The 20,890-nt window shown below is 40.8% G+C and carries 20 protein-coding genes; 13 read left to right on the forward strand and 7 right to left on the reverse strand.

The window, feature by feature from the left end; translation table 11 throughout:
* Positions 1 to 245: 245 nt before the first annotated feature.
* Positions 246 to 1,607, forward strand: coding sequence for an NADP-specific glutamate dehydrogenase (gene gdhA / locus ACPUEN_RS09615; RefSeq protein ID WP_425640077.1), 1,362 nt, complete (start codon positions 246 to 248; stop codon positions 1,605 to 1,607).
* A 62-nt stretch (positions 1,608 to 1,669) separates the two neighbouring features.
* On the opposite strand, the gene ACPUEN_RS09620 is transcribed toward gdhA, so the two are convergent.
* From ACPUEN_RS09620 to ACPUEN_RS09630, 3 genes are all read right to left on the reverse strand, one after another.
* Positions 1,670 to 3,646, reverse strand: a complete 1,977-nt coding sequence (locus ACPUEN_RS09620) for a M1 family metallopeptidase (protein WP_425640079.1) — start codon at positions 3,644 to 3,646, stop codon at positions 1,670 to 1,672.
* Between the two features lie 158 nt (positions 3,647 to 3,804).
* The gene (locus ACPUEN_RS09625) at positions 3,805 to 5,991 is read right to left on the reverse strand and encodes an acylase (protein ID WP_425640080.1); all 2,187 of its coding nucleotides are present in this window, start codon (positions 5,989 to 5,991) and stop codon (positions 3,805 to 3,807) included.
* A gap of 77 nt (positions 5,992 to 6,068) precedes the next feature.
* Positions 6,069 to 6,959, reverse strand: coding sequence for an aldo/keto reductase (locus tag ACPUEN_RS09630; protein ID WP_425640081.1), 891 nt, complete (start codon positions 6,957 to 6,959; stop codon positions 6,069 to 6,071).
* A gap of 236 nt (positions 6,960 to 7,195) precedes the next feature.
* Here ACPUEN_RS09630 and pfkA point away from each other — a divergent pair, with 236 nt between their 5' ends.
* Together pfkA and ACPUEN_RS09640 are read left to right on the forward strand one after the other, a co-directional pair.
* A complete protein-coding gene (pfkA, locus tag ACPUEN_RS09635) occupies positions 7,196 to 8,170 on the forward strand; it encodes a 6-phosphofructokinase (protein ID WP_111612180.1) in 975 nt (324 codons plus the stop codon).
* A 25-nt stretch (positions 8,171 to 8,195) separates the two neighbouring features.
* Entirely contained in the window at positions 8,196 to 8,507 is a 312-nt protein-coding gene (locus ACPUEN_RS09640; RefSeq protein ID WP_425640084.1) for a hypothetical protein, read from the forward strand.
* Here ACPUEN_RS09640 and miaA read toward each other — a convergent pair.
* Positions 8,495 to 9,403, reverse strand: coding sequence for a tRNA (adenosine(37)-N6)-dimethylallyltransferase MiaA (gene miaA, locus ACPUEN_RS09645; protein WP_425640086.1), 909 nt, complete (start codon positions 9,401 to 9,403; stop codon positions 8,495 to 8,497). The genes ACPUEN_RS09640 and miaA overlap by 13 nt on opposite strands.
* A 46-nt stretch (positions 9,404 to 9,449) precedes the next feature.
* Here miaA and ACPUEN_RS09650 point away from each other — a divergent pair, with 46 nt between their 5' ends.
* From ACPUEN_RS09650 to ACPUEN_RS09670, 5 genes are read left to right on the forward strand one after another with little or no spacing between them, the layout of a single operon-like run.
* Positions 9,450 to 10,193: a response regulator gene (locus tag ACPUEN_RS09650; protein ID WP_425640087.1), complete on the forward strand. Its 744-nt coding sequence runs from the start codon at positions 9,450 to 9,452 to the stop codon at positions 10,191 to 10,193.
* Positions 10,190 to 10,567, forward strand: coding sequence for a response regulator (locus ACPUEN_RS09655; RefSeq protein WP_425640089.1), 378 nt, complete (start codon positions 10,190 to 10,192; stop codon positions 10,565 to 10,567). The genes ACPUEN_RS09650 and ACPUEN_RS09655 overlap by 4 nt, the downstream gene beginning before the upstream one ends.
* Positions 10,568 to 10,569: 2 nt before the next feature.
* Positions 10,570 to 10,848 (forward strand): hypothetical protein, encoded by a 279-nt coding sequence (locus ACPUEN_RS09660; RefSeq protein WP_425640091.1) that lies wholly within the window; start codon positions 10,570 to 10,572, stop codon positions 10,846 to 10,848.
* On the forward strand, positions 10,845 to 11,609 hold the full coding sequence (locus tag ACPUEN_RS09665; RefSeq protein WP_425640093.1) for an MBL fold metallo-hydrolase: 765 nt from the start codon (positions 10,845 to 10,847) through the stop codon (positions 11,607 to 11,609). The genes ACPUEN_RS09660 and ACPUEN_RS09665 overlap by 4 nt, the downstream gene beginning before the upstream one ends.
* Complete coding sequence (locus ACPUEN_RS09670; protein WP_425640095.1) at positions 11,609 to 13,189, forward strand: NFACT RNA binding domain-containing protein; 1,581 nt, start codon at positions 11,609 to 11,611, stop codon at positions 13,187 to 13,189. The genes ACPUEN_RS09665 and ACPUEN_RS09670 overlap by 1 nt, the downstream gene beginning before the upstream one ends.
* A gap of 169 nt (positions 13,190 to 13,358) precedes the next feature.
* Here ACPUEN_RS09670 and pyk read toward each other — a convergent pair whose 3' ends face one another.
* Both pyk and ACPUEN_RS09680 read right to left on the reverse strand, forming a co-directional pair.
* Positions 13,359 to 14,783: a pyruvate kinase gene (gene pyk / locus ACPUEN_RS09675; RefSeq protein ID WP_425640097.1), complete on the reverse strand. Its 1,425-nt coding sequence runs from the start codon at positions 14,781 to 14,783 to the stop codon at positions 13,359 to 13,361.
* A 7-nt stretch (positions 14,784 to 14,790) separates the two neighbouring features.
* Positions 14,791 to 15,219 (reverse strand): IPExxxVDY family protein, encoded by a 429-nt coding sequence (locus ACPUEN_RS09680; RefSeq protein WP_111612189.1) that lies wholly within the window; start codon positions 15,217 to 15,219, stop codon positions 14,791 to 14,793.
* A 152-nt stretch (positions 15,220 to 15,371) separates the two neighbouring features.
* Between ACPUEN_RS09680 and ACPUEN_RS09685 the strand changes: the two genes are divergently transcribed.
* The 5 genes from ACPUEN_RS09685 to ACPUEN_RS09705 are packed head-to-tail and all read left to right on the forward strand — an operon-like array spanning position 15,372 to position 20,612.
* Complete coding sequence (locus tag ACPUEN_RS09685) at positions 15,372 to 15,608, forward strand: acyl carrier protein (protein WP_057940051.1); 237 nt, start codon at positions 15,372 to 15,374, stop codon at positions 15,606 to 15,608.
* Between the two features lie 19 nt (positions 15,609 to 15,627).
* Positions 15,628 to 16,878 carry a beta-ketoacyl-ACP synthase II gene (fabF, locus tag ACPUEN_RS09690; protein WP_425640099.1) on the forward strand — a complete coding sequence of 417 codons (1,251 nt, stop codon included), beginning with the start codon at positions 15,628 to 15,630 and terminating at the stop codon, positions 16,876 to 16,878.
* An 8-nt stretch (positions 16,879 to 16,886) separates the two neighbouring features.
* Positions 16,887 to 17,627 carry a ribonuclease III gene (rnc, locus tag ACPUEN_RS09695; protein ID WP_425640101.1) on the forward strand — a complete coding sequence of 247 codons (741 nt, stop codon included), beginning with the start codon at positions 16,887 to 16,889 and terminating at the stop codon, positions 17,625 to 17,627.
* Between the two features lie 32 nt (positions 17,628 to 17,659).
* Positions 17,660 to 19,498 carry an NAD(+) synthase gene (gene nadE / locus ACPUEN_RS09700; RefSeq protein ID WP_425640102.1) on the forward strand — a complete coding sequence of 613 codons (1,839 nt, stop codon included), beginning with the start codon at positions 17,660 to 17,662 and terminating at the stop codon, positions 19,496 to 19,498.
* Positions 19,499 to 19,508: 10 nt separating this feature from the next.
* Positions 19,509 to 20,612 (forward strand): prolipoprotein diacylglyceryl transferase, encoded by a 1,104-nt coding sequence (locus ACPUEN_RS09705; RefSeq protein WP_425640103.1) that lies wholly within the window; start codon positions 19,509 to 19,511, stop codon positions 20,610 to 20,612.
* Here ACPUEN_RS09705 and yidD read toward each other — a convergent pair.
* A complete protein-coding gene (yidD, locus tag ACPUEN_RS09710; RefSeq protein WP_425640104.1) occupies positions 20,609 to 20,833 on the reverse strand; it encodes a membrane protein insertion efficiency factor YidD in 225 nt (74 codons plus the stop codon). The genes ACPUEN_RS09705 and yidD overlap by 4 nt on opposite strands.
* Positions 20,834 to 20,890 lie beyond the last annotated feature (57 nt).

Consider the following 20,890-nt stretch of genomic DNA (forward strand, 5'->3'; position numbering starts at 1 on the left):
TATTTCAATGGACTGAAATGAAACTTCAACTCCTTATTTTTTTGCACATTGGTAACAAGGACATGCTTGAACAAAATCCATTGAAAACCTCAAAAATCATTGCTTTTAAAGCACTGGAGCATCCCAAAACAGTACAGCCTCCTAGCATGGGCCGGAACAGTTAGCTGTTTTATTTAGTTAAAACTGTATTCCCAGGTAGGCGATACATTTTTACCTAGTTGTTTTAACTATAGAAAAATCAAAAAATGAGTAATCTAAGAAATAAAATCATCGATATTCTCAAGCAAAGAGATCCAAACGATACAGAATTTATTCAGGCTGTGCAGGAAGTCATCCCTTCCGTGAGCAAGGTCTTGGAGAAACATCCTGAATATGATTCGCTCAAAATTCTGGAGAGAATGATAGAGCCTGAAAGAGTCGTCACATTCAGAGTTGCATGGTCGGATGACCAGGGAGAGGTGCAGGTCAATCGGGGCTATAGAGTTCAGATGAATTCTGCCATAGGACCTTACAAGGGAGGATTGCGCTTTCACCCCTCGGTCAATATCAGCATATTGAAGTTTTTGGCTTTCGAGCAGATTTTCAAAAACGCACTTACTAACCTTCCTATGGGAGGCGGAAAAGGCGGTTCTGATTTTGATCCCAAAGGAAAATCAGATAATGAAATCATGCGCTTTTGCTTTGCTTTCATGCAGGAGCTTTTCCGTCACCTCGGCGATTTCACAGACGTCCCTGCAGGAGATATCGGTGTTGGATCACGGGAAATCGGATACCTGTTTGGGATGTATAAGAAGCTTAAAAACAAATTCAGTGGCATTATCACCGGCAAAGGGGAAGATTGGGGAGGAAGTGTCATCCGACCCGAGGCTACAGGTTACGGATTGATTTATTTTGCCAGCAACATGCTAGAAGACAAAGATGACTCCATCAAAGACAAAAAGTGTCTAGTATCCGGCTCAGGTAATGTGGCCCAGTTTGCACTTGAAAAAATCATAGACCTTGGAGGAATTCCTATCAGCGTATCGGATTCTTCAGGATACATTATAGATAAAGACGGGATAGATAGTGCCAAACTTGATTTCATCAAAAAACTGAAAAATGAAAAGAGAGGCAGGATCAAAGAATATGCTGAAAAATACCCTGAATCCGAATATCATGAGACTAAAAAAGACCAGGATTTTAATCCACTTTGGAAAGAAAAAGCAGCTTGTGTTTTCCCTTGCGCCACTCAAAATGAAATCAACGAGCAGGATGCCAAAAACTTGGTTTCGAATGAAATCATCTTGCTTGCCGAAGGTGCCAATATGCCTTGCAGTACAAAAGCAATTGAGATTTTACAGGATTCGAAAGTCCTGTACGCACCAGGCAAAAGTTCCAACGCCGGGGGTGTTGCCGTCTCGGGATTGGAGATGTCCCAAAATCGCCAGGGAGTATATATGGACAGAGATGAGGTGGACCAGCAGCTAAAGAATATCATGAAGGATATTCATGACGAATGTCTGAAAACCGCTGAAGCTTATGGCGTCCCGGGAAACTATCTGGAAGGTGCAAATATCTTTGCCTTTTCAAAAGTAGCTCGAGCCATGCAGGCGCAGGGGGTTGTTTAATCACTAAAAACTCATTGATGTTAAAAAAAATGAGGCTCCTTCGAGCCTCATTTTCATTCAAATTACTTTGGCCAAACATTGTCTGCCGTGTCTCTATCGGGGAAACGTCCGTGAGGATCCAAGGTGATCTTCTTGATTTTCAGATTTCCAAAATGCATTACCGCATCAAAGGTTCTACTTCCATCAAACCATACCGAAACCGGCCAAGTCAATTCAACAGTAGTATCATTTATCTCTTTAGCATTTGGCATCGTGATGCTCGCCGGACCTTCAAATTCCACTTGTAACACAACTGGCGATGGCATCTCCCCTGCCTGATGTACAGTTACAGTAGTTTTGCCATTTGCCGAACTCACATCCTGAATAGAACCTTCTACAGATTCGGTGGTAAATAACCAGTAATACCAGAACCAACCGAGATTTTGCCCCAATTCATTATCCATAAAGAACATGTAATCCCAAGGTGATGGATGCTTAAACGCCCAAGTAGTGGTATATTTTTTCATTGCATTAATCACTGCCTCGTCACCGACGATTCCACCCAACATGGAAAGCATCAACGGTGTCTTCGAATAGGTTTGAAATCCATACATACTGCCCGCATCATTAGCACTCCACATCAGCGGAGCTTCATCTTCCCTCCCACTGATTCGACCGTAGTTTTGTCCCAAACCATCCAGATTATAATCTACTCCTCTGCTATCTGCATCTGAAAGAATATTCATGTATTGGTTGAATCCTTCATCCATCCATCCGTAGCGGGTTTCGTTGGTCCCAACCATCATTGGCCACCACTGATGCGCAGCTTCATGATCGGCAGCTAACTGGTTGGAATTAATCACCATAGGATATTCCATACCTGCACTTGGGCCGTCTTGGAGAGTGAGTTGGGGAAAAGGATAGGGTGTCCAAAGTTTGGAGTAAAACTCCAAGGCATGTTTTGTGATTTCTCCTGCTTTTTCAAAATACTTCGCTCTCTCCGGAATATACACCATGTAAATTGGAACTTCTCCTTTACCGGGAATATCCGCTTTGATAGCCTTCCAAATAAATCTATCCGAAGTAGCCCAGGCAAAATCATTGACTTTATCAGCCACATAGTGCCAGGTCAATTTATCTCCGGCTTTTGTAGCTTTTCCTGGACCTTTTTCATCTTCTCCTACCAGCGTCACTTCAGTGTCAGATTCCAGAACATTCGCAAATCTCTCAGCTACTGTCGGGGTCAACACCTCAGTTGGATTTTGTAACACACCAGTGCCAGTTACGATCCAGCCTGCCGGAACGGTAAGCGAGACGTCATAACGTCCGAAATTATTATGGAACTCAGCTGGACCTAGGTAAAGGCTGGTTTCCCATCCTCTCAAATCGTCATACTTCGCCAATCTTGGAAACCATTGGGTTGGTTGAAATAACGTGCTATCAAAACGCTGAGTCATTCTATGTCCACGGCCACCATCTCCCCCAGGCAATTTGGTATGCCAGTCAATCTCAACTTCCGCAGTTGTACCTGCCTTGATAGGGTTTACCAGTGTGATAGTAGCAACTGTACTTTGCAAACCTCTCACGCTTAGAGTGGTTGGATCATTTCTACTTCTTCTTGGTGCAGCATTCAAATTCACAGATTCTCCTCCAACTTTGATAGAAGTCACAATCATTCCTTCGGTGTTTTCCGCAGGAACTGAACTACCTCGAGGCACGTCTCCTCTGAAAATATTGTGATCCAATCGAAGAACAATTGCATTCAAATCATCCTTGCTGTTGTTATGCACCAAGATTTTCTCAGAACCTGTGATGGTCTGCGTACTTGGATCCAAACTGGCTTTGATCGTGAAATCCGTTTCCAGCTGCCAGTAGTTTTCTCCCGGTTTGCCTGAGAAATTTCTTGAGCCTTCTTCAAAAGCTTTACGAATCGAATTCGTCATTGGGACATCTTGCCTGATCGCCCGAGTATCCGTTTCTATGGATTTTCGGAGAGGCTTTTCTTGCTGCGCAAAAGCTACAGATGAGCTCAGGAGCATGAAAAAAAGTATTTTTCTCATAAGTTGGTTAGTTTTTTTCTAGTTGGTCACTACTTAATCAAATGGCGGGATTTGACTTACTGATCTCAAGATTCAATTAGTTTTCAAGACATGCTTCAAAAGAAAAGCCTTCACGTCCGTTAAAAGGTCAAAAACTGAATACTGCGACTGATCACTGCCTACTTCCTCTTCCCCGGTACATACCTTTCCTCCATTCTAGCCTCCACATCTTCTCTGTAAAAGGCCACGTCCTTGAACTCACCATCTACATACCCTTGAGTCTGATCATAGAAGTGTGGGGAATTTGGATCAGAACTTTGTCCTCCTGCGAGGATTGATTTGGCTTTTACTTTCTCACCAAACTCTACTGCTGCTACAAAGCTGTTACCTCTGTAGCCATACAATCTCTTCGTTCCAGGATAAGTTCTGGCACCAAAAGCGGCCAAAGCACCCCAAGTTCCTGATGCCATCCCCACAGGTGTATATTCTTTTTCATCATCAAATGGCATATCGATTTCTCCGGTCAAACGCTGGAATCTGTTGATCTCAGACCAAGGCGTATTCCAAGTCCCAAAGTCTGCATTCATCTGATCCAATGTTTTGGCAAAAGTGGCTAAAAGTTCGGTCGGCGATGGGTTTGGGATCTTTGTGTTTTCATCTTGGTTAAAAGGAATGAAGTCATTGATGCTGCCAAAATCTCTCATGAAGTTCATCCCAAAGAAATGAGCCAGAGACATCGCCACAGATTCTTTGGATGTGCGGTAATCCCAAGCTTCCAAAACACGAATTGCTTCGGCAAACTGCGGATCTCCCACACCACGCATTTCATGAGCTTTGAGCAGCATAGGAACCAAGTGCTCAAATGCAGGCAAATAAGGATCGTAAGCCAATTCGATCAGGCCATCCAAAGTCAAAGCTGCGGTATCGCTCAACACTTTAATCGCATGTATTCCACGATAATTCTCCTGGTCTGGCGCCATGTAAAACGGATAATCTTCTTCTTTTGGACTGAATTCAGCTGCAGCCGTGAATGGTGTGGAGTTACAGTTTTGGATCCATCCTGTACCTGGATTTAAGATCAGAATACTTTCATCCACTGTATGTAAACCTTGCCAATCTGAAGCAGGATCTGATCCATCAACAGGCTCTGAGAAGTCAAACCCTTCATTTCTCTTTGGGATAAAATTCCCATGGAAATACGCAATGTTTCCATCTGCATCTGCGAAAACCGTATTATTGGAAGAGTTAGTACGAATGTCCATCATCTTCTTAAACTCGGCATGATTGCTGAGTTTTGTTCGCGTGAAACTTTGAATCAAGGCATTCACCGGATCCCAATTGATCTTGGTAGCCACCCATTTGTCTTCGATGGTATGGGTAATTGGTCCGTGGTGCGTTCTATAGAAAGTGAAAGGCTTTTCTTTCATTTCCGTGCCGTTTTTATATTTCAAAGTGACCTGAAACTCTTCTACAGCTCTTGTTTCTCCTCCATATTGATACTCATATTTCCCGTCCTTTTCAGTGACCTCTTCCACAAACTCATCAATAAAATCCACTTGTGTGGACGTATGCATCCAACCCGTTTTTTCATTGAATCCCTGATAAACAAAAAACTGTCCCCAAGTCACCGCTCCGTAAGCATTCAAGCCTTCTTCGCTTACTACATGAACCTCCGGTCTAAAGTAAAATGAAGTGTGTGGATTGATCAGCAGCATCGCATTGCCTGAAGCAGTCATTTTCCCATTCAGTGCAATTCCATTAGATCCTTTTGGCTCGTCTAAAAGGGATTCATTCGCAAATTCTGTTTCATGCATAGCCATCACATCTGGTTCTTTTTCGGCATAGAAAGCCCTAATACCTCTGGTAGGAATTTGCTCTATATCGCCTCCAATAGATCCTTCGCTAAAAAACATCGGCATCCAAGGTTCATATTTTGTGATCACCTGAGGAGTCACATCAGGATGTGTTGCTAGATAATAATTTACGCCGTCGGCAAAAGCAACACAAAGCTCCTTCAGCCAGTCAGGTGCAGATTCATAGGCAGCTTTTGCTTCAGCTTCAGTCATGTACATATTGGCTCGCAAATCGCTATAAATAGCTTCCGCACCTTCCAGCTCAGCAAGCCGGCCGGTAGCCCAGATATAATTACGCTCAACTCTCCTGAAATCATCCTCACACTGCGCGTACAACAAACCAAATACTGCATCGGCATCGCTTTTCCCATAAATATGTGGAATGCCATAATCATCTCTAAGGATCTCCACTCGGCTGGCGGTATCTTCCCAGCGTTCCGCTTCAGTTAGTTCCTTGGGTTCGCAAGACCAGATTAGAACAGGCAAAAGAAAAATTAACAATCTAAGCTTCATATTTGGGTGTTTTTGGATGCTGGGTAAAATAATTTTTTTCAAAATAGACTATTTGTTGAGTTTAGGCAATTGGTATTTTACCTGTGTTGTGTGTATGAGTTTAGCGGTAATTTGGCAGTGATCTCTTTCATCAGGTCATCTGAAATCAATTTATGCTGCTGATAGGCAAAAATCATTTTCTCGATTTGCTGTACTGTACTAGTACCTATCACAAGTGAACCCACTGCCGGCTGAATGAGACCAAACCGAATCAAAAATGCTTCGGAAGGCAAACCTGAAGCTGTAATTAGCTCTCGCACTTCTTTGACCTTGGCAGCTGAATAGTCTAGAAACGGCTCAGCTGATTTATTAATCAATAGTCCCTTGGCAAGAGCGCCACGGACTAAAACTCTGGAGTCTGACTGAGCGATCAAAGGGAAAGCAGTCTCCTCAGGTCTACGATCCAATGGATTGTATTGCATCATAATGGTAGCCGGAGCACTCATTTCAAGTACTTTTCGGATTACATTAGGGCGGATCGATGAAATACCAAATGCGCGGATTTTCCCCTGGTTTTTTAGAATATCAAAAGCCTCAAGCGTTTCATCCCAAGGATCTTCTATTGTCCCTCCATGTAATTGATAAAGATCTATGTAATCTGTCTGCAGCCTTTTCAAACTCTGCTCCACTGCCCTTAGAATGTAATCCTTCCTAGGATTCCAGTCCCATCCATTCCCATCCTCGTGGAGTTGATTCCCAACTTTGGTCGCTAGAATAATATTTTTTCTCCTGTCCCGAATGACCTCCCCAATTATTTCTTCATTCATTCCTTTTTGGTATAAATCAGCCGTATCCAAAAAATCGATACCCACCGAAATTGCAGCATCAATAACCTTTTGATCGTCTTTAAGGTTGCCTCTTAGCGACATACATCCCAAGGCGATAGGACTAATTTCAAAATCGAAGGCTGGTAATTTTCTCTTTTCCATTCTCACAAATTCTGATTTTTAAGGATGGAATTCAAATTCTATTGGAAATCTGGATTTATTAAAAGTTTAATAATTTGAGAAACTGAAAGCATTCTTTCTATAATCCCTATTTTTGGATTCTCAAACCTATGTGAAATGAAAGCTAGCATGAATCAAACCATACTTTTACCATGCAGGATCATCCCGAAATGAGTTTGGGATAAGCTTAATGACCTATTAAACACAGTAATTGACTTATGAAAAAAATAGCAGTTTTTACTTCTGGAGGGGATAGTCCTGGCATGAACGCATGTGTGCGAGCGGTCGTGCGTACAGCTATTTTCAAAGGGCTGGAAGTATATGGAATCTATCGTGGATATGAAGGTATGATTGATGGAGATATCAAGCGCCTTCAATCTCACTCAGTAAGTAATATTGTTCAGCGTGGTGGAACAGTATTGAAATCTGCCAGATCTATGGAATTCAAAACTCCAGAGGGAAGAAAGAAAGCATACGACAATCTGAAAGCACATGGCATTGAAGGTCTTGTAGCAATCGGCGGTGACGGTACATTCACTGGAGCAAAAATATTTTTTGAAGAATATGGTATCCCAACGATTGGCTGTCCGGGTACGATCGACAATGACTTGTATGGCACTGACTATACGATTGGATTTGATACAGCTGTGAATACTGCTTTGGAAGCAATTGACAAAATACGTGATACTGCAGCTGCGCACGATCGGATATTTTTCATCGAAGTGATGGGTAGAGATGCAGGGTTTATTGCAGTGGAATCTGGAATTGGTGGAGGAGCTGAATTTGTGATGGTACCGGAAACCAAAACTGATTTGAATGATGTAGTGAAATCCCTAAAGAATAATAGAAAAAACAGATTCTCCAGTATTGTTGTTGTAGCAGAAGGTGATGAAGCAGGCAATGCGCAAACGGTCATGGAAATAGTTAAAAATAAGGTCAATGATCCTACAAAAGACTTTAAGGTGACCACTCTTGGACATATTCAACGAGGAGGAAACCCTACAGCCCGTGACCGAGTTTTAGCTAGTAGATGTGGGATGTCGGCAGTAGAAGGGTTACTTGCCGGTCATCAATTTCACATGGCTGGAGTTGTCAATCAACAGGTTGTATTCACCCCTTTTGTTGATTGCATAGGAATGAACAAGCCACTGATTGCCGATCATCTTAAATTAATGAAAATCTTGAGTATATAAGATGGGTTTTATACCACTATTCATCATGCTAGGAAGCGGTGCTCTCCTGTTTTTTCTTACTGTGAAAAATGAGCTGCAGCGTAAACTCAATCACCAGAAAGAGTTGCTATTTAAATTAAATTCCTTGAATCCAGCATTGGGTATTCTGGTCGATGATTCCTCCGATCCAGACTTACTTATTGTTGCGCTAAAGGATAAAAAGACAGAGAAAGGAATCACTGAAAAAGCATTGAAGATCATTCGGGATCTAAAGGTCAATCGAATTCAATACAACCAGCTTCTGAAAAAAGCTCCATACAATTGGGTTGGAAAAATCGCTCGTTTTCAGGCGATTTGATCTTCTACAAAGGCTTGGATATCATCTTGCATTTCAGGAGAAAACCAGTGAATTGATTCATCTTTTTTGAACCAAGTCATCTGACGTTTTGCGTATCGTCTCGAGTTTCTTTTGAGCAATCTGACGGCTTCTTCCTTATCATACTTACCTTCCAGATACCCGAAGATTTCTGAGTACCCAACAGTTTGCAATGCATTCAGATGCCTTTTCCCAAAAAGTGCATCTGCCTCGTCAAACAAACCAGTTTGGATCATCTGATCCATTCTTCGATCGATTCTGGAGTACAACTCTTCTCGATCTCTTTCCAAGCCAATTTTAATCGTTTGAAAGGGTCTTTCCTTTTTTGATTTCACTCTAAATGAACTAAACTTCTTTCCCGTACCTCTCCAAATCTCCAAGGCACGCATCAGTCGCTGAGGATTTTTTTGGTCAACTTTTTCAAAATACTCCGGATCATTTTTAGCAATCTCTTCCTGTAAAAACGCTAAGCCCTTTTCCTCATATTCCAGAATTATCCCCTTGCGGATCTTTGGATCCAGCTCTGGCATTTCATCCAACCCATCGACAATTGCATCTGCAAAAAGTCCTGAGCCGCCAGTCATAATGACCACCTGATGCTTTGTAAACAAATCATTCAGCACAACCAACGCTTCTTGCTCAAATTTCCTGACATCATATTCATCGGCTATGGACAAACTGTTGATGAAATGATGAGGAACCTGCATCAACTCCTCAGCACTGGGTTTTGCCGTTCCCAAATTCATTTCTCGATAAAACTGTCTGCTATCGCAAGAGACGATTTCAGTCTTGAATTTTTTGGCTAGATTTAGACATAAATCAGTCTTCCCAACTGCAGTGGGACCCACTACTAAGATTAAATAGGATTGATTTGACAAAATGAATTAGATAGGTAGCCGAAAGCCAAAAGTCCAAAGTATTGTAATGAAAACCAAAAAGGTATTGATTGTTGATGCTAATGATATGAATCGGCGGTTAATAGAAAACTTGATCGAGCAGTTGTGTGGATTTGAATCTGTAAAAACCGGATTTGAAGCAGTTGATAAAACTAGCCAAGTAGCGTTTGATCTGATCTTGATGGATATTCAACTGCCGGTAATGGATGGCATGACTACCGCTAAGGCAATCTGGAGAAAATCTCCCCACAACTGCCCAATTATCGCTGTTTCAAACTTTTCTGAAGAAAACTCCAGAAAATGTTTGTTGGAAATGGGTTTTCAAGATGTAATTTCAAAGCCAATTCGTCCTAAAAATTTTCTGGAAGCTGTATCAGATATTCTTTCCTGTACTGATGACGAAAAGCTAAGCTTTCATGATTCTCCGGAAATATTGGATAAAACCGTCTTTAATCAACTATCTAAATTTAATCCCCCAAATATTCTTAGGTCTTTGTATATTGATTTTATTGAAGAACTCGATCAGCTGATGCCCCTAATAGAGAGAGCCTTAGAAGAAAAGGATAAGCAATCGCTGATCGAAAACTTTCATACCATAAAAGGTAACTCTGGTACTTTTGGAGCCAAGTCCATTTTTACTATTTCTAGTGATGCAGATTTGCAAGCACGTGCCGAGGAATGGAATTCTCTGGAATCAACGATAAAAACCCTCAAAAATGAACGTGTTATATTTGAAAAATATCTTGAAGAAGAAACTATTTTTAACTCATGAATGAATCTAAAAAAATCCTTGTTGGGGAAGATAGTTCAGTCATCTTAAATTTGACTAAGAGCATTCTTTCATTTGAAAAATATGAAATGAAAGCTGCTAAAAACGGCAAACTTGTGCTGGACATGCTGGAGAAGGAGGATTTTGATCTTATTCTCATGGATCTAAATATGCCTGTCCTCGATGGAGCTACCTGTACAAAGATGATCCGGGCATTAGATGATGAAAGCAAATCCAAACTTCCGATCATTGCAATTACCGGCAACATGAATAATTATACCATGGATGAATTCAGGAAGCTGGGATTTGATGATTTTATCCAAAAACCACTGGACTACGACAAATTACTAGTTACTGTAAAAAAATTCCTCGTTTAAATATGGCAATAAAATACACCAAGCACTTTTTGGATAAACTCGAAAATCTATTCGCCTCGTCGGATTATATGTTGCGTTATGAAAAAGGGAATTTCAAATCTGGCTATTGTGTATTGAATGATGCTAAAATCGTAATCGTCAATAAATATTTTCCGCTGGAAGGTAAAATCAATGCTCTAATTGATATTCTCATCGAACTAAATCTTGACCCAGCTGATTTTAAGGAAAAAGCAAATCATGACTTCCTCACAGAATTGAGGCAAACACAATTAAAATTTTGAAAGTAACCTTTTTAGGAACCGGTACTTCTCAGGGCGTTCCAGTGATTAGCTGTACATGCGAAGTATGCGGATCATTAGATTTTAGAAACAAGCGTTTTAGATCATCCATCCACGTGGAGGTGGGAAAATTAAGCGTAGTAATCGATACAGGGCCTGATTTCCGAACACAAATCCTCCGGGCAGGCATCACCGATCTAGATGCAGTGATTTTCACCCACGAGCACAAGGATCACACCGCTGGTTTAGATGATATCCGTCCATTTAATTTTAAGCAACAAAAAGACATGCCTGTCTTTGGAAAGCTTCAAGTAATAGAGCAAATCAAACGTGAATTCGCTTATATTTTCAGCGGAAAAAGATATCCTGGTGTACCTCAGGTAGCCCCTATTGAAATTGATGAGACCCCATTTACAATTGAAGGCATCAGGATTACTCCCATTCCTGTGATGCATTATAAGCTTCCCATTTTAGGTTTTCGAATCGGCGATTTCACCTATATCACAGATGCCAATTATATCCCAGATGAATCTCTAAAACTCATTGAAGGAACTGAAATTCTGGTTTTAAATGCTTTGCAAAAGGAATCCCATATCTCACATTTCACATTAGAGGAAGCGGTAGGAATAGCTCAGAAAATCGGGGCCAAGGAAACCTACTTTACGCATATTTCGCATAAACTTGGCCTGCATGATACAGTCGACAAGGAATTACCTGAAGGAATAGCCTTGGCCTATGACGGGCTTCAGCTAACTTTGGGCTAATGCATCTAAATTTTCACTTCCTACAATACCTCTGTCCTGAACTGGAAAAAGCTTTTCAAGAAAAGACGATAACCGCCTGCTATTCTCAAAATAAAGATGAGTTGATCATGGAAACGGAAGATGCTGAAGAGTCGCGATTCATCCGAGCGCATTTTTTACCACCTCAGATTTACCTTTCATTTCCTGAAAACTTCCAGCGCGCTAGGCGAAATAGCATTAACCTGTTCAAGGAAATCATCGGAGAAAAGATCTTGGGTTGTAAGGTCTTGAGTTTTGAGCGGGCCTTTTATTTCAACCTTAGCTCAGGTAAAATCCTCCTTTTCAAATTACATGCGAATCGAAGTAATGTTTTGCTTTATGAGCATGATGAAGCAATTCCATTTAAATTATTCAGAAATGGCATTACAGAAGATCGCGATTTGGATTGGAGAACACTGAATAAAAATTATGATTTAAGTTGGGAAAATTTTGAAAAACTGGAAGGAAATGCTTCTCAATTTCTGCCTACGCTTGGTTCAATTCCAAGAATCTGGCTTAAAGAACGAGGCTATCCTACCGCAGAACTTCAAAGCAAATGGGAACTCATGCAGGAGTTGCTGGACATGTTGGAAACGCCACTTTTTTCTCTAATAGACCCGAACGGAGAGATTCAGCTAAGCCTTCTGCCTAATGACAATCCTGTCAAAAGCTTCTCTAATCCTATTCAGGCAATCAATGAGTTGTTTTATTTGGCTCTGGTCCGAGGGAATTTTGAGAAAGAAAAAAACTCCTTACTCAAAAAATACCAAGAGCAACTCAAGCGCACCAAATCGTATATCCAGAAGTCCACGCAAAAACTTGAAGAACTTCGCAACTCTCCTCCTCCTTCAAATCTGGCAGATGTGATCATGGCTAATTTACATGTTTTTCAAGACGGACGACTAGAAGCCGAATTGATGGATTTCTATACAGGGGAAAATATCCAGGTCAAACTCAAGCCAAACCAAAAACCGCAGGATCACGCAGCCTCATTATACAGAAAAAGTAAAAACCGGAAACTGGAATGGGAGCAATTGGAAAAAACTATTTCTGCAAAAATAACCCAAGCTGGAATTCTCGAATCTAAAATTGAGGAATTGAATGCAATTGATGATTTCCGATCCTTAAAAAGCTATAAGAAATCTCATGGTGAGGACAAGGCTTTGCAAAAAGATGAAGTCATTTTACCGTTCAAAACTTTTGAATTTGAGGGATTTCCTATCTGGGTAGGTAAGTCTGCTCAAGCAAACGACGAAATGCTTCGTGGCTACACCAAGAAAGACGACCTCTGGCTGCACGCGCGAATGGTTCCGGGTTCACATGTACTTATCAAGACTTCGGGGCTTAAAAGCATCCCGTTGGCTGTCTTAGAGACCGCAGCTTCATTGGCTGCTTTTTATTCTAAAAACAAAAATGAATCCCTTGCGCCGGTGATTCATACTGAAGCCAAATATGTGAGAAAAGTAAAAGGTTCTCCTGCTGGAACGGTCATGGTAGAAAAAGAAAAAGTACTGATGGTTATCCCAAGAGGTCCGGAAGAGATTTTTGGAAAAGGTGATTAAACAGTAATCAGTGGTCAGTAGCAGTTTACAGTTTTGATCGACAACCTGTGAGATTTAGAAATCCTCAAAGGTCATTTAATTAATTTCTTTTCGACTATTGCCTCAAGGAAGGCAAAAAAAAGAGTCCCGGATTTTATCCGGGACTCTTTTTGTAATGTTTAGAAGTAGCTTATTCTACAATATGCACTTTAAGCATGTTGGTTCTACCGTTAGCTTTTAGCGGCATGCTTCCAGTATTTACGATAATATCTCCTGTATTCACATGATCATCAGCTTTCAGCGTATTTTCTATATCGGTAAAAGTAGCGTCAGTTGACACTTGGTTTTCGTAGAAATAGGCACGCACACCCCACACCAAACTCATCTGAGTAATCAAAGGTCTATTTCTAGTGAATACGAAAATGTTTGCCAATGGTCTGTGAGAAGCAATTCTGAATCCAGTGAAACCAGAAGAGGTAATACCCACAATAGCTTTTGCTTTTACGTTTCGTGAGAGTCTTGATGCCATCAAAATCAAGTTGTTGCTTAAGAAGGTATCATCATCCTCAGGAATTTTGTAGAGGTTGTGATAGATATCAGCATTTTTCTCTAGGTAGCTAATGATGCTACTCATTGCTTTTACTGCATTTACAGGATATTTACCTGAGGCAGTTTCAGCAGAAAGCATTACCGCATCAGCACCGTCGAGCACTGCATTTGCGACGTCATTTGTTTCTGCACGGGTAGGACGAGGATTGGTAATCATGCTCTCCATCATTTGAGTAGCAATAATCACAGGTTTGCAAGCAAGCTTACATTTCTCTACTATTCTTTTTTGCCAAAGAGGAACGATTTCCATAGGAACTTCCACTCCCAAATCACCACGAGCTACCATAATTGCATCTGTAGCTTCGATGATTGCATCTATGTTATCAAGAGCTTCTGGCTTTTCGATCTTAGCAACGATTTTGCAAACTTTTCCTTTTGCTTCAATCCGCTCTCTTAGATCAATAATATCTTCGGCAGATCTCACGAATGAAAGTGCGATCCAATCCACTTCCTGCTCCAAGCCAAAAGCCAAATCTTCAATATCCTTCTCAGTAAGCGAAGGTGCACTAACTTTGGTATTCGGTAAGTTGATGCCTTTTCTGGATTTCAGAATACCACCGTGGATGACAGTGCAATTGACATTTTTACCATCGGTATCATTTACTCTTACTTCTAAATTACCATCGTCAATCAGGATTCTATCTCCTGTTACAACATCATTTGGAAGGTTCTGATAAACCGTACTCACCAAATGGCTAGTCCCAACCACTGGATCATTGGTGATGGTGATCAATTCACCAGGCTTGATTTCCACTCCATTATTTTCTACTTCACCCACCCGGATTTTCGGACCTTGAAGATCCTGAAGAATCCCCAGGTTTAACCCTTCGTCCTTATTGATCTGTCTTATTATGCTTGCTACTTCAGCGTGGATATCGTGTGTACCATGTGAAAAATTTAAACGAAACACATTGGCGCCGGCAGCTGCCAAGCTTTTGATAGTTTCGTAATTATTTGAAGCGGGGCCTATAGTTGCTAGAATTTTTGTCTTATTGAATTGGCTCATTAGGGGATTAATAAGTTAATAGGTTTTCTTTTGATTTAAGTTTACTCACATCCAGCTTCATGACATTTTGTATGTAGCGATTTTCAGCCAGCTGGTTCGCAAATGTATTAATACTTATTTGAAAGGTCTCGTCTTGAACCAAAAGGAAATAATCCATTGATTTCAATTCTGGTATCAGATAAGACACTTGATTTGTGGAGTTGAGCGCTTTATTTTTTAAAAGTTGAACAAATCCATGTGGTAAAGAAAGGAAATATTGTGAGATTTTTAGGCTTGGAAGGGTCATAAATTCCAATAAAAGATCTTCAGATTTAATAAGGTTCAAGTCTAAATCCCTGTTGATAAGCCAGGCCATTTTATAGTCCTTAACAGGCGATACGAGCCCTAAAAGCTCGAAATCATAGGTGTGTTCAATTAGTAACTTGGCCTTCTTCATTCAGGGAAAAAATCAATGAAAACAAAGTTAGAAAATATAATTCAACTTCAAGGTGCAGCAAATTGTATTAAAATTTACTTGAATCTTTTCTTTGCCAATTAGGCATTAAATATATTTCTTTGCGAAGTGTTATTAACTAAACTGATCACAAAATGTCTGAAATTGCACAAAAAGTAAAAGCCATCATCGTTGACAAACTTGGCGTAGAAGAGTCTGAAGTTACTTTGGAGGCGAGCTTTACCAATGACCTTGGTGCTGATTCTCTTGATACTGTAGAATTGATTATGGAATTCGAAAAAGAATTCAACATCTCTATTCCTGATGATCAGGCTGAGCAAATCGGTACTGTTGGACAAGCAGTTACCTACTTGGAAGCTAACGTAAAATAATAATTCCTAAATTCATTCTATGAATTTAAAAAGAGTTGTTGTAACAGGTATAGGTGCCCTCACACCAATAGGCAATACCGCAGAAGAATTCTGGCACGGTCTGACTAATGGTGTGAGCGGTGCTGCGCCGATTACCAAATTCGACGCTTCACTTTTCAAAACCCAATTTGCCTGCGAGGTCAAAAACCTGGATGTAGAGCAATTTATGGATCGAAAAGAAGCTCGAAAGATGGATCCATTTACCCAATTTGCCATGATTTCTGTTGAAGAAGCCATGAATGATTCGGGATTGGATCTTGAAAAAATCGATAAATCAAGAGCCGGAGTAATCTGGGGATCTGGAATTGGAGGGTTACGAACTTTCCAAGATGAAGTAACTTCTTTCGCTACAGGTGATGGAACACCCCGCTTCAATCCATTCTTTATTCCCAAAATGATCGCTGATATCAGCGCAGGCTTTCTATCAATTAAATATGGTTTTCGCGGTCCAAACTTTGTAACAGTTTCTGCCTGCGCTTCAGGCACCAACGCCCTAATTGATGCATTTACTTACATCAGAATGGGTAAAGCTGATATTTTCATCAGCGGTGGTTCAGAAGCAGCAGTTACTGAAGCAGGTGTAGGTGGATTCAATGCGATGAAAGCCCTTTCTCAACGAAACGAATCTCCAGAAACAGCCTCAAGGCCGTTTGATAAAGACAGAGATGGCTTCGTTTTGGGTGAAGGAGCCGGAGCATTGATTCTCGAAGAATACGAGCATGCTAAGGCACGTGGAGCTAAAATCTATGCAGAACTTGTAGGTGGTGGCATGACTGCTGATGCTCATCATATCACTGCTCCTCACCCAGAAGGATTAGGGGCGAGTAGTGTTATGAAAATTGCTTTGGATGATGCAAATCTTAAACCTGAAGACATTGATTACATCAATGTCCATGGCACATCTACACCTCTGGGTGACGTAGGTGAAACTAAGGCTATTCAACAAGTTTTTGGTGAACATGCTTACAAGCTTAACATCAGTAGCACCAAGTCAATGACTGGCCATTTATTGGGTGCAGCGGGTGCTATAGAAGCTATTGCTTGTATTTTTGCCATCAAAAATGGAATTGTACCGCCTACGATAAATCACTTCGAAGATGATGAAGCATTTGATCCAAAATTGAATTTGACTTTCAACAAAGCGCAGAAGAGAGAGATAAATTATGCGTTGAGTAATACGTTTGGATTTGGTGGACATAACTGTTCAGTAATTTTCAAAAAATATAATTAATCTGAATTTTGAAATTATTTCAAAGGCTCGGATTTTCTAATCTCTTCTTTAGTGAAAAAGACAAAAGGCTTGCTGCCTCCATCAGATTGATGACGGGGAGCAGGCCTTTTAATTTATCATTATACAAACTTGCACTTACTCCTTCCAGCCTAGGGGAAGAAACATCTCAGGGATTCCGACTTTCTAACGAGCGTTTAGAATTCCTTGGCGATGCAATTTTAGGTGCGGTGATAGCTGAGTTTCTATTCCAAAAATTCCCATTTCGCGATGAAGGCTTTCTCACCGAAACCCGTTCGAAGCTTGTTAATAGGGAAACGCTAAACGATACCGGAATTAAAATTGGATTACGGAAAGCTTTGGACATGGAAATTGGCGAACGGAGTTTCACAGGAAACAAATCCCTATATGGTGATATGTTAGAGGCTTTCCTTGGAGCTATTTACCTGGACAAAGGCTACCATTTTACCAAACATTTCATCACCCATAGAATCCTACTTCACTTTGATGTAGAAAGTATAATCGCTACTACGACGAATTATAAAAGTAAAATCATCGAGTGGTCTCAAAAAGAAAATAAACAAGTGGAATTTTCAGTCCTAAGCGTTAGTGGAAACCAGCGTTTCAAGGAATTTAGGGTTGCTTTGCAGGTAGAGGGAGAAGAAGTAGCACAAGGAAAAGGAAGCACCAAAAAGAAAGCTGAGCAGGAAGCCTCCAAAAATGCCTGCGAAACACTAAGAATTGCCACATAGCTGCGTAATTTTAGGATCAATTACATCCATTTATGTCTTCAATAAAAATAGCAGGAGCTACCGTCAATCAAACACCACTGGATTGGTCAGGCAATTTAAAAAGGATCATACAGGCTATAGAAGAAGCAAAAAAACAAGATGTCGAAATCCTTTGCTTGCCTGAATTGGCTATCACAGGTTATGGTTCCGAAGATTTATTTTTAAGCTATTGGTATCCAAAAAAAGCGATTGCACAACTGGAGCTTTTACTGCCACATTGCCAAGGAATAACTGTTGCTGTCGGGTTGCCTGTACGAATTCAAGACAAAGTTTATAACTGTGTTGCCGTCATTGAAGATGGATTTTTAAAAGGTTTTGTAGCGAAACAGTTCATGGCGATTGATGGAGTGCATTACGAATTCCGCTGGTTTACGCCATGGCAAGCTAATGAAGTGGTTGAATTAGAATTTCAAAATCAGCAAGTTCCATTTGGAGACTTGACTTTTTATCATAAAGACGTTCATTACGGATTTGAAATCTGTGAAGATGCCTGGAGAGGTAAGCTCAGACCTGGCTATAGACTTTGTGAACGCAAGGTTGATTTGATCTTTAATCCCAGCGCAAGTCACTTTGCCATGGGCAAGACTCAGCTGCGCAAAGAGTTACTTGAAGAAAGTTCATCTATTTTCGACTGCTATTATTGCTACGCAAATTTGCTTGGGAATGAAGCTGGCAGGATGATTTTTGATGGAGAAATACTATTGGCCAAATCAGGCAAATTAATTTCAAGAAACAAACTTCTTTCCTTTCAGGATTTTCAGGTAAAAAGCTTTTACCTAGAATCAACCACGCAAGATCTAGCTGCTATAAACTCGAAAAATGAAGAATTTGTCCAAGCTTCAGCTTTGGCCCTTTTCGATTATATGAGAAAAAGCAGAAGTACTGGATTTGTGCTCTCGCTTTCTGGAGGAGCAGATTCATCTTCCATCGCCATTTTGGTAGCTGAGATGGTAAAGCGGGGAATTGATGAATTAGGTTTGGAGACTTTCTGTGAAAAAGCTGGTATTAAAAACATCCCAACTTCTTCAAATCCTGAAAAGGAATTGATGAAGCAGATTCTGACGACTGCTTATCAGGGAACTAAAAACTCATCAGACGAGACCTTTTCTTCTGCAGAAACCCTTGCCCAAAGTATCGGCGCCACCTTTTACCATTGGGAGATAGACGAAGAAGTAAAATCCTACACAGCCAAAATAGAAAAGGCAATTGGCAGGAAATTGACCTGGGAAAAGGACGACATTACCCTGCAAAACATACAGGCTAGAACCCGCTCCCCTATTATCTGGATGCTGGCTAATATTAACAATGCACTTTTGCTCTCTACCTCAAATCGAAGCGAAGGAGACGTAGGCTATGCCACTATGGATGGTGATACATCTGGTAGTATTTCTCCCATTGCGGCAGTAGATAAATATTTTATCCTTAACTGGCTAAGCTGGGCAGAGAAAAATCTTGAGCGTCCGGGTTTAGCTAAAGTAAATTCACTTCAGCCAACTGCGGAACTTCGACCTTTGGAAAGGACCCAAACTGACGAAAAGGATTTAATGCCCTACGCAATTATTGTCGAGATAGAAAAACTTGCGATTCGTGACCGACGTTCACCACTAGATATTTATTTGATTCTTTCCGAAGAATTAAAACTCGAACCTGACACTTTGAAAGGCTATATCAAAAAATTCTTTCAACTTTGGTCTCGAAATCAATGGAAAAGAGAGCGCCTTGCCCCTTCTTTTCACTTAGATGAATTCAATGTGGATCCAAAAACCTGGTACAGATTCCCGATTTTGTCGGGTGGATTTGCTGAAGAACTTGCACAATTAGATCAACTATAAATCAACAAATATGCTTGAATTAATCATGAACTATATCGTCTGGGACCCTAGCCCTTCCGTGATTCCTGGCTGGGAAAGGCCACCCTGGTATAGTATCCTATTTGCTGCTGGATTCGTGATCTCTCAGCAGTTCATGGTTCACTTTTTCAAAAAAGAGGGGCAAAATCCGGAGTTAGTTGATAAACTGACTATCTACATGGTCATTGCGACGATAGTTGGAGCGAGACTTGGGCACGTGCTATTCTATGAGCCAGCAAAATACTTAAGCAACCCTATTGAGATATTGAAAGTCTGGGAAGGTGGGCTTGCTAGTCATGGCGCAGCTATAGCAATTCTCTTTGCACTTTGGCTTTACGCCAAAAGAACCCCGGGCCAAAGCTATCTCTGGGTCGTTGACCGAATTGTAATCGTCACCGCGCTGACTGGGGCATTGATCCGATTTGGTAATTTGATGAATTCTGAAATCGGTGGAAAAGATACCGGATCCGATTATGGAATTGTTTACGCATGGGATACGGAGGAATTACTTTCTACTTTGAAAGTCCCCGTAGAATCAATCGACCCATACAAACCTGCAGATCGTCAGGGCGAATTGGTGGGAAATGGAATCGTTCCTTTGAATATTGATTTGGAAATCAACAAAGGATCCTACAGCCTTGAAGAGCTAGAAACGACCTTGAGACGTGATATTAAATATGCTTTGACTCAGTTTAGCTCAAGTCAAGACTATTTAGCGGAACCTGTGGAAAGCCCACTAAACATGGCCATCTCAGATAAAGGAGACCATTACTTAGTTACAGTTCAGACATTTGGGAGAACAAAACACCCAACACAAATCTATGAGTCCCTATCCTACTTCGTGATTTTCTTGGTCCTTTTCGGCCTTTGGAACAAATACAAGGAAAGATTGCCAGAAGGAATTCTGCTTGGATTATTCTTGATATCAGTATTTGGAATGCGATTTATCTGGGAATTCTTCAAAGAAAGCCAAGTCGCATTTGAAGATGAAATGGCATTCAATATGGGACAACTATTAAGCATTCCACTGGTAATAGGAGGAATAATTCTCGTGATTCGTGCGCTGAAAAACGGCTTAAAACCTATAAAAAATTAAGGAACTGGATCATGCCCGTGGCCTCCCCAAGGATGGCAACGGGCGAGTCTTTTGATTCCCAGCCATCCACCTTCGAATGCTCCATGCTTCATAATAGCCTCCTTCATGTATTGACTACAGGTCGGTGTAAACCTACAGCTAGCAGGAAATAAGGGAGAAATGGTGTATTGATACACCAAGACTGGAAATATAGCTATCTTACGAAGTATGGATTTTGCCATGAATTAGTCCTATAATTGTGGTCGTTACGTAATTAACCAATAACATCATTTTAGAAT

The sequence above is a fragment of the Algoriphagus yeomjeoni genome (assembly GCF_049821175.1).
Taxonomy (GTDB): Bacteria; Bacteroidota; Bacteroidia; order Cytophagales; family Cyclobacteriaceae; genus Algoriphagus; species Algoriphagus yeomjeoni_A.

What these genes read in the sequence shown, in the direction of transcription:
- gdhA (WP_425640077.1), top strand. Translation starts at nt 246, where the DNA reads ATGAGTAATCTAAGAAATAAAATCATCGATATTCTCAAGCAAAGAGAT.
- ACPUEN_RS09620 (WP_425640079.1), bottom strand. Translation starts at nt 3,646, where the DNA reads ATGAGAAAAATACTTTTTTTCATGCTCCTGAGCTCATCTGTAGCTTTT.
- ACPUEN_RS09625 (WP_425640080.1), bottom strand. Translation starts at nt 5,991, where the DNA reads ATGAAGCTTAGATTGTTAATTTTTCTTTTGCCTGTTCTAATCTGGTCT.
- ACPUEN_RS09630 (WP_425640081.1), bottom strand. Translation starts at nt 6,959, where the DNA reads ATGGAAAAGAGAAAATTACCAGCCTTCGATTTTGAAATTAGTCCTATC.
- pfkA (WP_111612180.1), top strand. Translation starts at nt 7,196, where the DNA reads ATGAAAAAAATAGCAGTTTTTACTTCTGGAGGGGATAGTCCTGGCATG.
- ACPUEN_RS09640 (WP_425640084.1), top strand. Translation starts at nt 8,196, where the DNA reads ATGCTAGGAAGCGGTGCTCTCCTGTTTTTTCTTACTGTGAAAAATGAG.
- ACPUEN_RS09650 (WP_425640087.1), top strand. Translation starts at nt 9,450, where the DNA reads ATGAAAACCAAAAAGGTATTGATTGTTGATGCTAATGATATGAATCGG.
- ACPUEN_RS09655 (WP_425640089.1), top strand. Translation starts at nt 10,190, where the DNA reads ATGAATGAATCTAAAAAAATCCTTGTTGGGGAAGATAGTTCAGTCATC.
- ACPUEN_RS09660 (WP_425640091.1), top strand. Translation starts at nt 10,570, where the DNA reads ATGGCAATAAAATACACCAAGCACTTTTTGGATAAACTCGAAAATCTA.
- ACPUEN_RS09670 (WP_425640095.1), top strand. Translation starts at nt 11,609, where the DNA reads ATGCATCTAAATTTTCACTTCCTACAATACCTCTGTCCTGAACTGGAA.
- pyk (WP_425640097.1), bottom strand. Translation starts at nt 14,783, where the DNA reads ATGAGCCAATTCAATAAGACAAAAATTCTAGCAACTATAGGCCCCGCT.
- ACPUEN_RS09680 (WP_111612189.1), bottom strand. Translation starts at nt 15,219, where the DNA reads ATGAAGAAGGCCAAGTTACTAATTGAACACACCTATGATTTCGAGCTT.
- ACPUEN_RS09685 (WP_057940051.1), top strand. Translation starts at nt 15,372, where the DNA reads ATGTCTGAAATTGCACAAAAAGTAAAAGCCATCATCGTTGACAAACTT.
- fabF (WP_425640099.1), top strand. Translation starts at nt 15,628, where the DNA reads ATGAATTTAAAAAGAGTTGTTGTAACAGGTATAGGTGCCCTCACACCA.
- nadE (WP_425640102.1), top strand. Translation starts at nt 17,660, where the DNA reads ATGTCTTCAATAAAAATAGCAGGAGCTACCGTCAATCAAACACCACTG.
- ACPUEN_RS09705 (WP_425640103.1), top strand. Translation starts at nt 19,509, where the DNA reads ATGCTTGAATTAATCATGAACTATATCGTCTGGGACCCTAGCCCTTCC.
- yidD (WP_425640104.1), bottom strand. Translation starts at nt 20,833, where the DNA reads ATGGCAAAATCCATACTTCGTAAGATAGCTATATTTCCAGTCTTGGTG.